The 12,354-nt window shown below is 63.7% G+C and carries 16 protein-coding genes; 6 read left to right on the top strand and 10 right to left on the bottom strand.

What is annotated here, in order from left to right; all coding sequences use genetic code 11:
• The first annotated feature begins 80 nt into the window (after positions 1 to 80).
• Positions 81 to 1,829: a winged helix-turn-helix domain-containing protein gene (locus tag SO140_RS05530; protein ID WP_498542384.1), complete on the top strand. Its 1,749-nt coding sequence runs from the start codon at positions 81 to 83 to the stop codon at positions 1,827 to 1,829.
• Positions 1,830 to 1,960: 131 nt separating this feature from the next.
• Here the strand turns inward: SO140_RS05530 and SO140_RS05525 are convergent, their stop codons facing one another.
• The 6 genes from SO140_RS05525 to SO140_RS05500 form a co-directional block, all read right to left on the bottom strand.
• Positions 1,961 to 2,893 carry a lipid A biosynthesis lauroyl acyltransferase gene (locus tag SO140_RS05525; protein ID WP_449378853.1) on the bottom strand — a complete coding sequence of 311 codons (933 nt, stop codon included), beginning with the start codon at positions 2,891 to 2,893 and terminating at the stop codon, positions 1,961 to 1,963.
• A gap of 8 nt (positions 2,894 to 2,901) precedes the next feature.
• Entirely contained in the window at positions 2,902 to 4,179 is a 1,278-nt protein-coding gene (locus SO140_RS05520) for a beta-ketoacyl-ACP synthase (RefSeq protein ID WP_449378852.1), read from the bottom strand.
• Between the two features lie 48 nt (positions 4,180 to 4,227).
• Positions 4,228 to 5,436 carry a beta-ketoacyl-ACP synthase gene (locus tag SO140_RS05515; RefSeq protein WP_449378851.1) on the bottom strand — a complete coding sequence of 403 codons (1,209 nt, stop codon included), beginning with the start codon at positions 5,434 to 5,436 and terminating at the stop codon, positions 4,228 to 4,230.
• The gene (locus SO140_RS05510) at positions 5,433 to 5,903 is read right to left on the bottom strand and encodes a 3-hydroxyacyl-ACP dehydratase FabZ family protein (RefSeq protein ID WP_027523670.1); all 471 of its coding nucleotides are present in this window, start codon (positions 5,901 to 5,903) and stop codon (positions 5,433 to 5,435) included. The genes SO140_RS05515 and SO140_RS05510 overlap by 4 nt, the downstream gene beginning before the upstream one ends.
• Before the next feature lie 10 nt (positions 5,904 to 5,913).
• Positions 5,914 to 6,201: an acyl carrier protein gene (locus SO140_RS05505; protein WP_254094404.1), complete on the bottom strand. Its 288-nt coding sequence runs from the start codon at positions 6,199 to 6,201 to the stop codon at positions 5,914 to 5,916.
• A 221-nt stretch (positions 6,202 to 6,422) separates the two neighbouring features.
• On the bottom strand, positions 6,423 to 6,770 hold the full coding sequence (locus SO140_RS05500) for a hypothetical protein (RefSeq protein WP_449378850.1): 348 nt from the start codon (positions 6,768 to 6,770) through the stop codon (positions 6,423 to 6,425).
• A 230-nt stretch (positions 6,771 to 7,000) separates the two neighbouring features.
• Between SO140_RS05500 and SO140_RS05495 the strand changes: the two genes are divergently transcribed.
• The gene (locus SO140_RS05495; RefSeq protein WP_449378849.1) at positions 7,001 to 7,624 is read left to right on the top strand and encodes a ParB-like protein; all 624 of its coding nucleotides are present in this window, start codon (positions 7,001 to 7,003) and stop codon (positions 7,622 to 7,624) included.
• 15 nt (positions 7,625 to 7,639) lie between these two features.
• Here the strand turns inward: SO140_RS05495 and SO140_RS05490 are convergent, their stop codons facing one another.
• Complete coding sequence (locus SO140_RS05490; protein WP_449378848.1) at positions 7,640 to 7,795, bottom strand: hypothetical protein; 156 nt, start codon at positions 7,793 to 7,795, stop codon at positions 7,640 to 7,642.
• A 414-nt stretch (positions 7,796 to 8,209) separates the two neighbouring features.
• On the opposite strand from SO140_RS05490, the gene SO140_RS05485 reads away from it, so the two are divergent.
• Positions 8,210 to 8,365, top strand: a complete 156-nt coding sequence (locus SO140_RS05485) for a hypothetical protein (RefSeq protein ID WP_449378847.1) — start codon at positions 8,210 to 8,212, stop codon at positions 8,363 to 8,365.
• A gap of 24 nt (positions 8,366 to 8,389) precedes the next feature.
• Here the strand turns inward: SO140_RS05485 and SO140_RS05480 are convergent, their stop codons facing one another.
• From SO140_RS05480 to SO140_RS05470, 3 genes are read right to left on the bottom strand one after another with little or no spacing between them, the layout of a single operon-like run.
• The gene (locus SO140_RS05480; protein WP_449378846.1) at positions 8,390 to 9,277 is read right to left on the bottom strand and encodes an alpha/beta fold hydrolase; all 888 of its coding nucleotides are present in this window, start codon (positions 9,275 to 9,277) and stop codon (positions 8,390 to 8,392) included.
• A 43-nt stretch (positions 9,278 to 9,320) separates the two neighbouring features.
• Entirely contained in the window at positions 9,321 to 9,821 is a 501-nt protein-coding gene (locus SO140_RS05475; RefSeq protein WP_449378902.1) for an MgtC/SapB family protein, read from the bottom strand.
• Positions 9,821 to 10,402 (bottom strand): peroxidase-related enzyme, encoded by a 582-nt coding sequence (locus SO140_RS05470; RefSeq protein ID WP_449378845.1) that lies wholly within the window; start codon positions 10,400 to 10,402, stop codon positions 9,821 to 9,823. Before SO140_RS05470 ends, SO140_RS05475 begins: the two co-directional genes overlap by 1 nt.
• Positions 10,403 to 10,519: 117 nt before the next feature.
• Here SO140_RS05470 and SO140_RS05465 point away from each other — a divergent pair, with 117 nt between their 5' ends.
• The 3 genes from SO140_RS05465 to SO140_RS05455 are packed head-to-tail and all read left to right on the top strand — an operon-like array spanning position 10,520 to position 12,353.
• Positions 10,520 to 10,804 (top strand): hypothetical protein, encoded by a 285-nt coding sequence (locus SO140_RS05465; RefSeq protein WP_498542383.1) that lies wholly within the window; start codon positions 10,520 to 10,522, stop codon positions 10,802 to 10,804.
• A gap of 11 nt (positions 10,805 to 10,815) precedes the next feature.
• Positions 10,816 to 11,628 (top strand): transporter substrate-binding domain-containing protein, encoded by an 813-nt coding sequence (locus SO140_RS05460; protein ID WP_498542382.1) that lies wholly within the window; start codon positions 10,816 to 10,818, stop codon positions 11,626 to 11,628.
• 56 nt (positions 11,629 to 11,684) lie between these two features.
• A complete protein-coding gene (locus tag SO140_RS05455) occupies positions 11,685 to 12,353 on the top strand; it encodes an amino acid ABC transporter permease (protein ID WP_449378843.1) in 669 nt (222 codons plus the stop codon).
• Position 12,354: the final 1 nt, after the last annotated feature.

The raw sequence follows: 12,354 nt of genomic DNA, 5'->3' as shown, positions 1-12,354 counted from the left end.
TTTCTGATATTTCCGTTTCAGACCCGCTTTTCCGGCATTTTCGACAGACTTCCGCTATATGAGCGGTCTGGAGAGACGCCTTGGGGGATGACGTGCTTCGTTTCGCCGGCTTCGAGCTGGACCGGCCGCGCGCTGAGCTGCGCGGGGCCGATGGGGTTGCCATCAAGCTCCGGCCCAAGACCTTCGAGATGCTGCGGCTATTCGCAACCAGCGGCGGCCGGGTGCTCAGCAAGCAGGAGCTGATGGAGGCGGTCTGGCCGAACGTCCATGTCGGCGAGGACAACCTGTTCCAATGCATCCGCGAGCTTCGCACCGCGCTCGGCGACGAGCGGCGGCAGCTGATCAAGCTCGCCTCAGGCGGCGGCTATCTGCTCACGGCAGAGGTTGAGGCCGAGGCCGAGGTTATGGCGGACGCCGAGGCGCTTCCGCTCGCCCAGGCCGAGGCGGCCGGGCCTGCAGCGCCGGCTGAAGGTGCCCCGCTACAGGTGAGCACGCAGCGCTCCATCTCCGGTTTGAGCCGGCGGGCCATGGTCGCAGCTTTGGCCGGGCTCGGTGTGATCGTCATGGGGCTCGCGGTCGCCGCGCCGGTGTTGAAGCCGGACCTGCTGTTCAGGCGAACGGCGCCGCGCATCGCCGTGATGCCGATCGTTGACGCCAGCAACGATTCGCGCGGCGCCGGGATGGCGGAGGAGGTCACCGGGCGCCTCACGGACGGCTTTGCGAAGATCCAGAACATCAGCGTGGTTGCGCCGCGATCGCCGGCGCTCGCGGGCGTCGAAAGCACCAGTGCGCGGGCCGCATCACCCGACTACGAAATCCGCGGCGAGTTGCAGCATAGCGATCAATCCTGGACGCTGCGGGCGCGGATGATCAAGACAGCCACCGGCGAGGTTCAGTCGGTCGTTGCGGCTTCGGTCGCCGCGGACGAGTCGGACGCGCAGCTTGCGCAGTCGCGGCTCGCCGCGGGCGTCGGTTATGTGCTTGCGCGCCGCTTGAATGAAATTCTGGAGCCGAGTGTATCGTCATCCGCGAGCCGCAAATCGTCCGCAGGCGGCGACAAGGTCGCCGTCGAGCAGGCGCTCGCCTCGATCAACCAGACGACGCGCGAGCGCTTTGGCGCGGCGCAGGCGATGCTGCAGAAGGCGCTCACCGACGACCCCGATAACGCCGATCTCGCCGTCGCGCTCGCCTCGCTGCAGATGCGCGGCATCCAGATGGTCTGGTTCAGCCCGGACGAGGCCGTTATGGTAGAGGCGAAGGCCAATGCGACGCTCGAGCAGGCGTTGCGGTCGAAGCCGAATTCGATTCCGGTGCTCGAGGCCACTTGCCGCTTCCTCAGCGCGACCAACCATTTCGTGGAGAGTCTCGTCACCTGCGCCAAGGCACTGAGCTTCGATCCGTGGAACGGCTCTGCGCTCTATCTGATCGGATTAGGCCAAATCTATCTCGGCCGTTTCGACGATGCGCTCGCGACATTCCAGCAAGCCGATCGTTACGACACGCCGCCGGCCTCGCGCTGGACCTGGCTGCTCGGCGTGGGCCTGGCGAATGTCTTGATGGGGCGTGACGAGGAGGCGTTGCCATGGCTGCAACGCTCGATCGCGATTACGCCGGGGACCGGCCGCTCGCACTTTCTGCTCGCCGCCGCCTACCAGAGAATGGGCCGCCTCGAGGAGGCGAGGGCGGCGGTCGCGGAGGGATTGAGGCTGCGGCCCGGCACGACCCGGCTCAACGTCTCGCCGCCGATGAAGAACGCAAGTCCGGTGAATATCGCAGCCTGGGGACGCGTCGTGCAGGCCGTGGTCGAGGCAGGGTTGCCGGAGCAGTGAGGGCGGTTGTGCAGCCGCGTGCTTGGTCGTCATGCCCGGGCTTGTCCCGGGCATCCACGTCTTTGATCCCGTGTTTGGAGGCGCGTGGATGGCCGGGACGAGCCCGGCCATGACGGAGAGAGCTGTGCTGCCTACCGCCATCTCCGGTGCAGCCACAGCCACTGCTCCGGATATTCGCGCACCCAGCCTTCTACCACGTTGCTGATCGCCTGCGTCGTGCCCTGGACGTCGATCTTGCCTTCGGCGTCGCGCACCGGCGGGATCTCCTCGGTCAGCTCGGCGCGGAAGCGATAGCCGGGCAGGCGGATGATGCGCACGCCGTGAATGGGGCATTCGACTTGGCGCAAGAGCCGCGCCAGCATCGGGTTGGCGCGGGTCTTGCGGCCGAAGAAGGTGACCTCGACGCCGCCGGTCAGATACTGGTCGACCAGCATGGCGACGTGCTGCCCGTTCCTGAGTGCTTCGCCAAGCCTAAATGGCGCGTCGCGCCCCGCTGGGATCAGCGTGCCCATGTTGACCTGGCGCATCTCCTGGATGATGCGGTCGGCGGAGGCGATGTTGGGGCGGCGATAGAGGATGGCGGCATCGAGCCCGTGCGCGACGGCGGCGAGCGCCGGTAGTTCCCACATGGCAAGATGTGAGGTGAAGATCAACGCCGGCTTGCCATCATCCCTGATTTGGTCGAACAGCTCGATTGTCCGCGGCGGCAGCTCGATGCGGCTGTTCTCCGGGTGGGCGCGATCATAGTCCCAGACACGATCGATATGGGCGAACTCGGCGCCGTAGCGACCGAGACTGTCCCACACGCCCATCAGGATTTTTTCAATCTCCTCGGGCGATTTCTCGGGGAAAGCTGCCGACAGATTGGCACGCGCGATCTTGTGCTCGCGCAGGCGAGGGCCGATCAGGCGGGTGACGCGGGAAAAGAAATTCGAGGTCTTGAGCGGATCGAAATAGCGCGTTGTGCGCAGCATGCCGACGGTCGCGGCGCCGATCAGGCTCCCGCTGATCGATTTCGCAGCCTCCCGCGCGCGGGCCTTCGTGCTCGCAGTCAGCAGCGCCATGCGTCCGATCAGGCCGGTTCGCGGGTCAGGATCAGCGAGGCGTTCTGGCCGCCGAAGCCGAACGAGTTCGACATTACGGCGGTGACGCGGGCATCGCGCGCGGCGTTGCCGACGACGTCGAACAGGATCGTGGGATCCGGATTGTCGTAGTTGATGGTCGGCGGAATCCGCTGATGCTCGAGCGTGAGCAGCGAGAAGATCGCCTCCACGGCGCCTGCGGCCGAGATGGTGTGGCCGACCATCGACTTGTTGGAGGTGACCGGAATCTTCTGCGCGAGCTCGCCGAACACGGCCGAGGTCGTGTTGAATTCCATTTTGTCGTTTTCCGGCGTCGCGGTGCCGTGGGCGTTGATGTGGTCGATCTGGTCCGGCGTCATGCCGGCATCGGCCAGCGTCTTGTTCATGCAGCCGATGATCGGCTTGCCGTCGGGCGAAGAGCGGGTGCGATGGAAGGAATCGGTGAGTTCGCCGCAGCCGGCGATCACGCCGAGAATCTTTGCACCGCGCGCGGTCGCCGCCTCATAGCTTTCCAGCACGAGGGCGCCTGCGCCTTCGGCCATCACGAAGCCGTCGCGATTCTTCGAGAACGGCCGCGAGGCGGCCTGCGGCGGTTCGTTCTGTGTCGAGAGCGCGGAGAGCAGCGAGAAGCGCACCAGCGCCTCCGGATTCACGGTGCCGTCGGTCGCGACGCACAGCGCAGCATCGGTCTCGCCGCGGCGGATCGCCTCGACGCCGAGCTGGATCGAGGTTGCCCCCGACGCGCAGGCGGTCGATAGCGAGATCGGCGAGCCCTTGGTGCCGAAGGTCTCGGCGAGATAGGCCGCCACCGAGCCGAACATGAAGCGGTGATGATAGGCGTTGTACTTGCCGCCGCCGGAGATGCGCAGGAGATCATCGTAGGTGAAGTCGGGCTTGCCGACGGCGCGGCCGAGCTCGCGGCGTTGCGGCCATTCCACCTCGACCGGCGCGACCGCGAGGAAGAGGGGGCCCGGGAAATCGCCCTTGGCGCCGATGCCGGCCTGATCCAGCGCTTCCTCCGTCACCATCTCGGCCATCCGTTCGGAGAGGCCGGTGGAGGAGAACGGATCGACGCTGACGAAATCGACCGTGCCGGCCATCGTCGTCTTCAGCCCGTCGGTGGGAAAGCGCGTGATGGTGCGGATGCCGGATTGCCCGGAAACGAGCTTAGACCAGTTGTCGGCCTTGCCGGCGCCGAGCGAAGTCATGATGCCCATGCCGGTGACGACGACGACGGGCCGTCCGAATTTGTCGCGTGGTGCTGTCATGATTCCCCCGCTCGTCTCAATCGTCCCAAACAACCAGCCGAACGCGTGTTAGCTGACCGCTTCCACCAGCGCCATGCCTTCGCCGCGCCAGTGTCCGGCTCCCACCACCACAATCTGGGTCGGAGCCGACTGCATTTCAATCTCGAGACCGGTCGAATCGTTCGGCGGGAACAGGGCTCCGCGCGAGAGCGACAGTGCGGCGAGCGCAATTCCGAGCGGGAACTGCGTCTCCATGGTGTGGCCGAACATGGTACCGGTGGCGCGAACCGGGAAATCCGCATGGCTCTCGAGGAAGGTGCGCTCCTCGGCGGTCGCCGGCTCCGCGCCGGTTGCCCCCGTGATGATCGCGCCCTTGCCCTCGCGCCTGGGCAGCTTCGACCACAGCTTCTGAAGCGTCGCGGTCAACTCGCCCGGCTGCTTGCGCCTGGCCAGATCAGCCACCACGCTCGTCAGCTTCGCGAACGGTTTTGCGCCGCGCGCTTCCGCATGGGCCTTCGATTCCAGCACCAGGAACGCTCCGGCCGAGCCGAGCGCGAAGCCGGCGTGGTCCTTGCGCGCCCAGACCGGAGCGAACTTGTCCTTCAGGTTGAAGTCGCCGAACTCGTAGAGGACCATCAGGTCCTTGCGCTCGCCATTATGCGAGCCGCCGACCAGCGCAATGTCGCTCTCGCCCGAGGCGATCCGTGCCAGCGCGATGCGCGTGGCATCCGCGCCTGCCACCTCTTCGCCCATGAACGTGCGCGAGGTGCCGCCGAGACCGTGCACGATGGCGATGTTGCCGGCGAGCAGGTTGGAGAGCTGGGCCAAAAACAGCGTCGGCCGCAGATCGCTCATCAGCCGCTCGTTGAGGAAGCCTGGCGCATTGGCGCCCTTGGCCTCGGCCGTGAGCACGCCGGTATCGACGTTGAGATCGCGCTCGCCGCCGCCGGCCGCGACCACCATGTCGATCTTGGACAGAATGTCCTTGTTGCCTTTGATCCCGGCGGAGTCGAGCGCCAGGCCCGCGGCATAGGTGCCGATGCGCTGCCAGGCTTCCATCTGGCGCTGGTCGCCCTTCTTCGGGATCTGACTGTCGAAACTGACCGGCATCAGGGGATGCACGATGAAAGGGGCAAATCCCTTCTCGTCCACGTTGATACGCCGCTCGCCGAGCGCGACCCAGTTGGCGTCCAGCCCTTCGCCGAGCGAAGTGGCGAGCCCAATACCGGTGATCCAGACTTCCGTCTGGCCGGGCTTCGTAGCAGGGGTGTCAGTCATGGCGATACGGCCTGTTGCGGAAAGCCGATGCGCTTGGCGAACGCGTCCATGTAGCTGCGCATATCCGCATTGGGGAAGGGAATCTGCGTGAAGGTGAGCGTCGAATTCGCGCGCAGCTTGCCGCCGACCCTGATCTTGGCCTCGGTCATGGCATAGCCCGAGCCCTCATGGGCAAGGGTTGCCTCGATGCTCATGAGATCGCCGGGGAAGACCGAGCCGCGGACCTTGGCCTCCTTGACGGCGGCGAGGATCGGCATGCGCTCGAACTTCAACACGCCGAGCTGCAGCCAGCCCGAGGCCTGCGCCATCGATTCGATCAGGAGCACGCCGGGCATCAGGGGATAGCCCGGAAAGTGTCCCTCGAAGATGGTGCTTTCCTTCGGAACGAGCGCCTCGACGACGATCCGCTTCTCGTCGACGTTGAGGTCGACGATGCGATCGATCATGTGGAAGTATTCGAGTTGCATGGTCGCGCGATCAGGTGCTCGCGCCCTTGGCCGCCACCAGCTCGTCGATGCGCGCGCACAGGTTCTTCAGCACGAAATACTGCTCGGTGGTCGCCTTGCCGTCGTTGACCTCCTGGGTCCACTTCTCCAGCGGCAGCTTGATGCCGAACTGCTTGTCGATCGCGAACGCGATGTCCAGGAAATCGAGGCTGTCGATGCCCAGATCGTCGATGGCGTGGCTATCCGGCGTGATCGTGTCGCGCGGGATGTCGCAGGTTTCAGCGATGATCGTGGCGACCTGATCGAATGTAGAGGACATCACTAAGCCTTTGATATATTGTAGCTATTTTTCAGATTTTCCAGAGAGGCACGGTGGGCGGGCATCGCGCCCCGAGTGATGCCCTCAAACGCCCTCTGGCCGGGTCGAGTGCCCGTATATCGGAGGGCAGCTCTGAGTTCAATGGAGCCGGGCGGGGCCTAAGAACAGGGCTGGGGATGCCGGTCGAAGCCCCGCGAACCGGGCCTCTCGGGGCCGGCTGCCTAGATATGCGGCGTCGTGATCTTCACGCAGTCGCGCCGGCCCATCAGCACGCAATCCTGGGTCCGGCGCAGGTCGGCAATGCTGACCGCGAGCCAGATCCCGATCGCGGTCAGCGCGATGGTGAAGGCGAGGGCTGCGATGTTGGCGAGCATGCGGTGGCGAAAGTCGTCCGGCTCGTCGCGGGGCTGCTCATAACGCGAGAGGTCGAGCGGTTCCGGCGCGGGCTGGGCGCGCAACGGCTGAACGGTACCGTTCCCCGGCCGGGGCGCGGCCTGAAGCTGGCTGCGCGGCCTGAACTGGAGCACCCGGTGCTCGCCGTCCGAGGTTATGGGCCGCTGGGTTTTCATGCCAAAGGATCAGTCGCGGATCAGCTTTCAAAGCAGCGAAATTTAGATAGCACAGGGCTGCGAAGCGTTGCAGAAAATCTTCACAACGCTGAGGTGCATTGGCGATTTCGGAATTATTTCTCCGAGGCCGTTTCCTGTGTCTCTTGGAACCTAATTTGCCGTCCCGGCCGTCATGGCATAATCGTACGGACGTCCAGGACGTTTCCAGCAACCTTTGAGGGTCTTTCATCATGACCAACACGCGCGAGCCAAGAGTGCACCCGGTGCAGATCCTGTCGCTGAGGCCGACGCAGATGACGGTCGGCATGCGCGAGGTCAAGGAGAAGCGCAAGCGCTGGCGCGAGCAGGACAAGGAGAAGCAGGCGGACGCGCTGGGCAGGCACATGATCCCAGTGGTCTACGGGCCGGACCAGCGCTACTACGTCATCGACCATCATCACCTTGCCCGCGCGCTACATGACGAGGGCGTCAAGGACGTGCTGGTCACCGTCGTCGGCGACCTCAGGATGGTCGAGCGCGAGGCCTTCTGGGGCGTGATGGACAACAAGCGCTGGGTCTACCCTTACGATGCCAAGGGCGAGCGGCGGCATTTCAAGGACCTGCCGAAATCGGTCGCCGATCTCAAGGACGATCCGTTCCGCAGCCTCGCTGGCGAACTCCGCCGCATGGGTGGCTTCGCCAAGGATACTACGCCGTTCTCCGAATTCCTGTGGGCCGACTATTTGCGCCGCAAGCTGTCACGCAAGGCGGTCGATGCCAATTTCGACAAGGCGCTGGAGAAGGCGATGGCTGCCGCAAAGATCAAGGACGCGATCTATCTGCCCGGCTGGTGCGGACCGGCGGGGGATGACTAGGGCGCGACGCTCACGTCAGTCGCGCTGGAAGACCTTGGCGCCCGGATAGACGCGCCGGGCGTATGTCACGACCAGCTCCCGATCCTGCGTCTCCAGGAAAGGGGTGCGGATCTGGCACGACCCGACGATCAGGTGCCACAGGCCATTAAGCTTCTGAACGAAGACGTTCATTTGAGTGTTCCTCGACAACTTTGCATTCCGGCAAAGGCTGCTTGTCAGCGGCAGCCTTGCCATTCACGATCGTGATCCCGAGCGCAAAATTCCCAACACGACTCGCGCCCAACGTAAAACGACGGTGACTATTGTTGGTCGCGCTATCCGAGAGTGGAGTTCGCGCGGTGCATGCGTCGTTTTGGACTAGTCTGGAGCATAAGAAACTGTCGCCGTCGCTCAATTGTACGAGCCGATGCGGAGGGCATAAGAAGGGATGAGCGGGCTAAACCAAAGTATTCCGTTGTTTGCCGGAGCGTTCCTTGCAGGACCTCATCACGGTCTCTTGAGCGAAATCGTTTTCCTGCCGCACGAAAAGATCCTGAAACAAAGCCGTTCCATGCTTCGGGGATCGAGCCCAAGAAGGAGGAAGGAATGCGCCGTCTGGTCTTCGCCGCCGCCTTGCTCGCGGTCGCCGCAGTAGGGTTTCATAGTTTCATCTCGGCTTCGCTTGCCGTAGCTCGCGAAGCCAAGGCAGCGACGTTCGCCGAACGCTTTGCCCCAGCGAACGAGTTGATGGCGAAGCACTGACTCCGTCGCGCGAGACGCGCGCATCTACGCGGCGGCCCCCATACATCGGGCGGCAAATTCGGCAATGAGGGCTGTGATTTCCGCCGGGCGCTCGAGGCTGGGCAGATGTGCGACACCCGGCATCTGACGACCTTCCGCGCCGGGTACCGTCGCTGCCACGTGACGACAGCGTTCCTGAACATGGGGAAAGTCGAGATCGCCCCAAATCACAAGGGTCGGCACGGCGACGTCATTGAGGCGATGGAAGAAGGGTTGAATGTCGATGTCCGATCCGAATGGCGAGGCGCGGAGCGCGATGCCGTTCATGTCAAGGAACAGGTCGCGAGCGGGGCCCGCTACGCGGCCTTCCGGGGCCAATGGTCCGTCCAACAAGAGACGCGCCTTCATCGCGTTCAACCGGTCCAGATCGCCTGATGCCTCAATCCCCTTTGATTGCGTCGTCAGCTCATCGATTTCGGGAGGATAGATCGGATCAGGTGCGCCTGCGACATTGGGCGCGATCAGAACGAGGGCGCCAACACGCGATGGGTGCCGGAGGGAGGCATCAAGCGCGATGCGTCCCCCGAGGGAGCAACCGACGAGGACTGCGCGCTTGCCGTCTGCGGTAGCATCCAGCACTGCCACGAGGTCTGCGAGGGCGGAGAAGTCCTCCAGCTCGGCGTGAGTTTCGCCGAACCCGCGCCGGTCATAGCCAATCGCCTTATGCGTGGCGCCTAGCCCAATTAACTGGTCGCGCCACATGCGCCGGTCGCACACGTTGGCATGAAGAAAGATGATGGGAGTGCCGCTGCCCACGATCTCCGTTGCGAGCCTGGCACGACCAGACGTGACATAGTGCATAAATTGCAGGTCCAAAAAACGATGACGTCTGCGAGCGAGCTCGATTGAGTCCAGAACACCGGTTGCTTGCATGGGCGTGCTGCAAATGTTTGATTGGTAGAGTGATGCGCAGGGACTAGCGCTCCCGCGTGTCTCGTCTCGCCGTTGTCTCGACATCATGCGGCTCCTTCTCGCCGCCGAGCGCGCGGTGCAGCCAGCGCTCGGTGCGGTTGCCCACCGTGAGGATCAGGAAGGCCAGGGCGAACGCCGTGCCGATGATCAGCCACTCTCCGGCGCCGCAGGCAATCCCGAGGCAGGCCGCGAGGAAAGTGCAGGCGGCGCTGGTGAGGCCGCGCACGCGAAAATGCTCACTTTCGTGGACGATGACGCCGGCGCCGAGAAAGCCGATGCCGGTGAGGATGCCCTGGATGACGCGACTGGTCGCGTCTGAGATCTTCCCGGGCTCGGCGAACTGGACCGCGAGCAACACGACAGTCGCAGTCGACAGACCGACGATGCCGAGCGTCTTCAACCCGATCGGCTTGCCCTGCAGATCGCGGTTCAAGCCGATGGCGCAGCCTGCGAGCGTGGCGGTGCCAAGCCGCAGCATGATCTCGGGCCAGTCGAGCGGCGCGATCATTGTTTCGGCAGGCGCCCCATCAGGTAAAACTCGTCGTTCGGTCGCATGCCCGTGAAGTTCGCGAGCCGGTTCGACATCGCGAAAAACGCTGCGATCGCAGCGATGTCCCAGATGTCGTCGTCGCTGAAACCGTGGGGGCCAAGCGCGGCGAAATCCTCCTCCGAAATCCGCTGTGCGTCGGCCGAGACCTTCATTGCGAAATCGAGCATCGCTTTCTGCCGCGGCGTGATGTCGGCCTTGTGGTAGTTCACCGCGACCTGGTCGGCGATGAGCGGATTCTTGGCGCGGATGCGCAGGATCGCGCCGTGCGCGATCACGCAATACTGGCACTGGTTGGCCGCCGAGGTTGCAACCACGATCATCTCGCGCTCGGCCTTGGTGAGGTCGGAGTCTTTCTCCATCAGCGCGTCGTGATAGGCGAAGAAGGCGCGAAACTCGTCGGGCCGGTAGGCCAGCGTCAGGAACACGTTCGGCACGAAGCCGCTTTTCTCCTGCACGGCAAGGAGGCGCGTGCGGATGTCCTCCGGCAGCGCGTCGAGGGCCGGAGTGGGGAAACGATTTTCGGAGGGTTTGGTCATCGGCATGGTTTTCCGGATTGGGGTCGCAACCATAGTCGAGGCGGGTGCCGTGCTCAACGTCCGGACTATCCCCGACGGGCAAGGAAAGTCCTCAGAACGAAGAATTACGACTATCAGATGCTCTGCACCGATCTCATCGGGGAAAAAATGATTCCGCTGAAGGCGATGATCAAGGCTAGCGAAGTCAGAGATTTCGGCAAGCTCATCACACACGAGGAAGAAGAAGTTCTTCTGGTATTATCGGGTGAAATCGTATTACACACCGAATTCTACGAGCCCACGGTCATGCCTCTCGGAGGGATGCCGGCGCCTGGCAAGGGCCTCCCCAAAATCCGCAATTCAATCGATCCAGAAGAGGGAAAGCGCATACCCAGCCTTCTACATCCCGCCGCAACCTTTTGAGCCTGGGCGCCGTGGGCGTCGCGGCAGTCACCGTCGCCGCATCAGGCACGGGCGCGCAGGCGCAGTCGTCGACCAACACTCTTCAGCGCATTCGCGACAGCGGAGAACTCAAGATAGGCGTCGCGCAAGGCGAACCGTGGTTCTACAAGGATGCGCGGTCGAATGAATGGTACGGGATCGGCTGGGGCGTTGGCGTCGCTCTTGCGCGCGATCTCGGCGTGAAGCCCGTTCCGGTCGAGACTACATGGGGAAACGCGGTTGCCGGCCTTCAAGCAGGGCAATTCGACGTCATGTTCGTGCTCGACGCCACGCCACAACGGGCACTGGCCATCGACTTCCCGGTCGAGCCGATGTTCTGGTATGCGCAGGGCCTGTTGGTCCGCGACGGCCTCACGGCGAAGTCATGGGCCGAATTCAACAAGCCGGAGGTCAGGATAGGCGTCGTCCTCGGCACCTCGCCCGATCGTGATATCACGACGAGACTTCCCAACGCGCAGATCGAGCGCTTCCCGTCGGGCGATGAAACTGCGGCTGCCTTCCAGGCCGGTCGCGTCGATGCGATTTCGCTCTTTCATCCCGCGCTTGTGATGCTTCAGGCGCGCGTCAAGAAGGGCACAGTCGTCCTGCCTGAGCCCATTCGCGCCTCGAGCACGAGCGCGGGTGTTCGTCGCGATACCGACAAGACCTGGCGCGACTGGCTCGGGCTGTCGCTCGCCTACTACTATGCGACCGGTGAGACCCAGCGGATCTACGAGGACTACCTGAAGTTCCGGAGCATCGACGTTTCGAAAGCTCCCGCGATCGTTCGCGAACTATGGAAATGATAGTCCTGTCGTAACACTGCGTTTTCCCGCTGGCCGCAAGTGCGGAAGTAGCTGTCGTGCGATATACCTGGGACTTCAGCCCCGTCTGGAACAACGCAGGCTTCCTTCTCGGTGGCCTGCTGAATACTCTCTGGCTGTCAGCATGCGCCATTGTTCTCGGCATGGCGATCGGCCTCGTTCTCGGACTCATGCGCCTGGCGAAGTCCCGGGCGCTGTCGCTTGCGGCCACGGCGATCATCGAGTTCTACAGGAACACACCTCCGCTCGTTCATTTCTTCTGGTATTTTTACGGCTTGCCCATCGTCACCGGCGTAAGCCTCAGCCCCTTTTCGGCAGCCCTGCTGGCGCTGTCAGTCCAATCAGGTGCGTTTTTCGCCGAGGTTTTCCGGGGCGGCATCGTTTCAATCGAAAAGGGCCAGTGGGAAGCTGCGCGCGCCCTTGGCATGAACTACACTCAGCTCATGTGGCGGATCATCCTGCCCCAGGCCATGCGCAGGATGGTGCCGCCTCTGATGGAGCGGTCCTTCGAGTTGGTCAAGACGACGGCGCTTGCAGCGACGGTCGCTTACGGAGAGCTGCTCTACCGGGCGATGACGGTCGCCTCCCAGAGTTTCCGGCCGCTAGAAACCTATACGGCGGTGGCGGCCATCTTCTTTACCGTTCTCCTGGCCGCAAGCCTCGTCATGCGTCGGGTCGAAGCCCGCCTGCACGGAAACGGCGACTGAC

The organism is Bradyrhizobium sp. UFLA05-108 (genome assembly GCF_059803455.1).
Note: the sequence above shows the minus strand (reverse complement) of the source record. Positions and strands in the feature narration are given on the sequence as shown.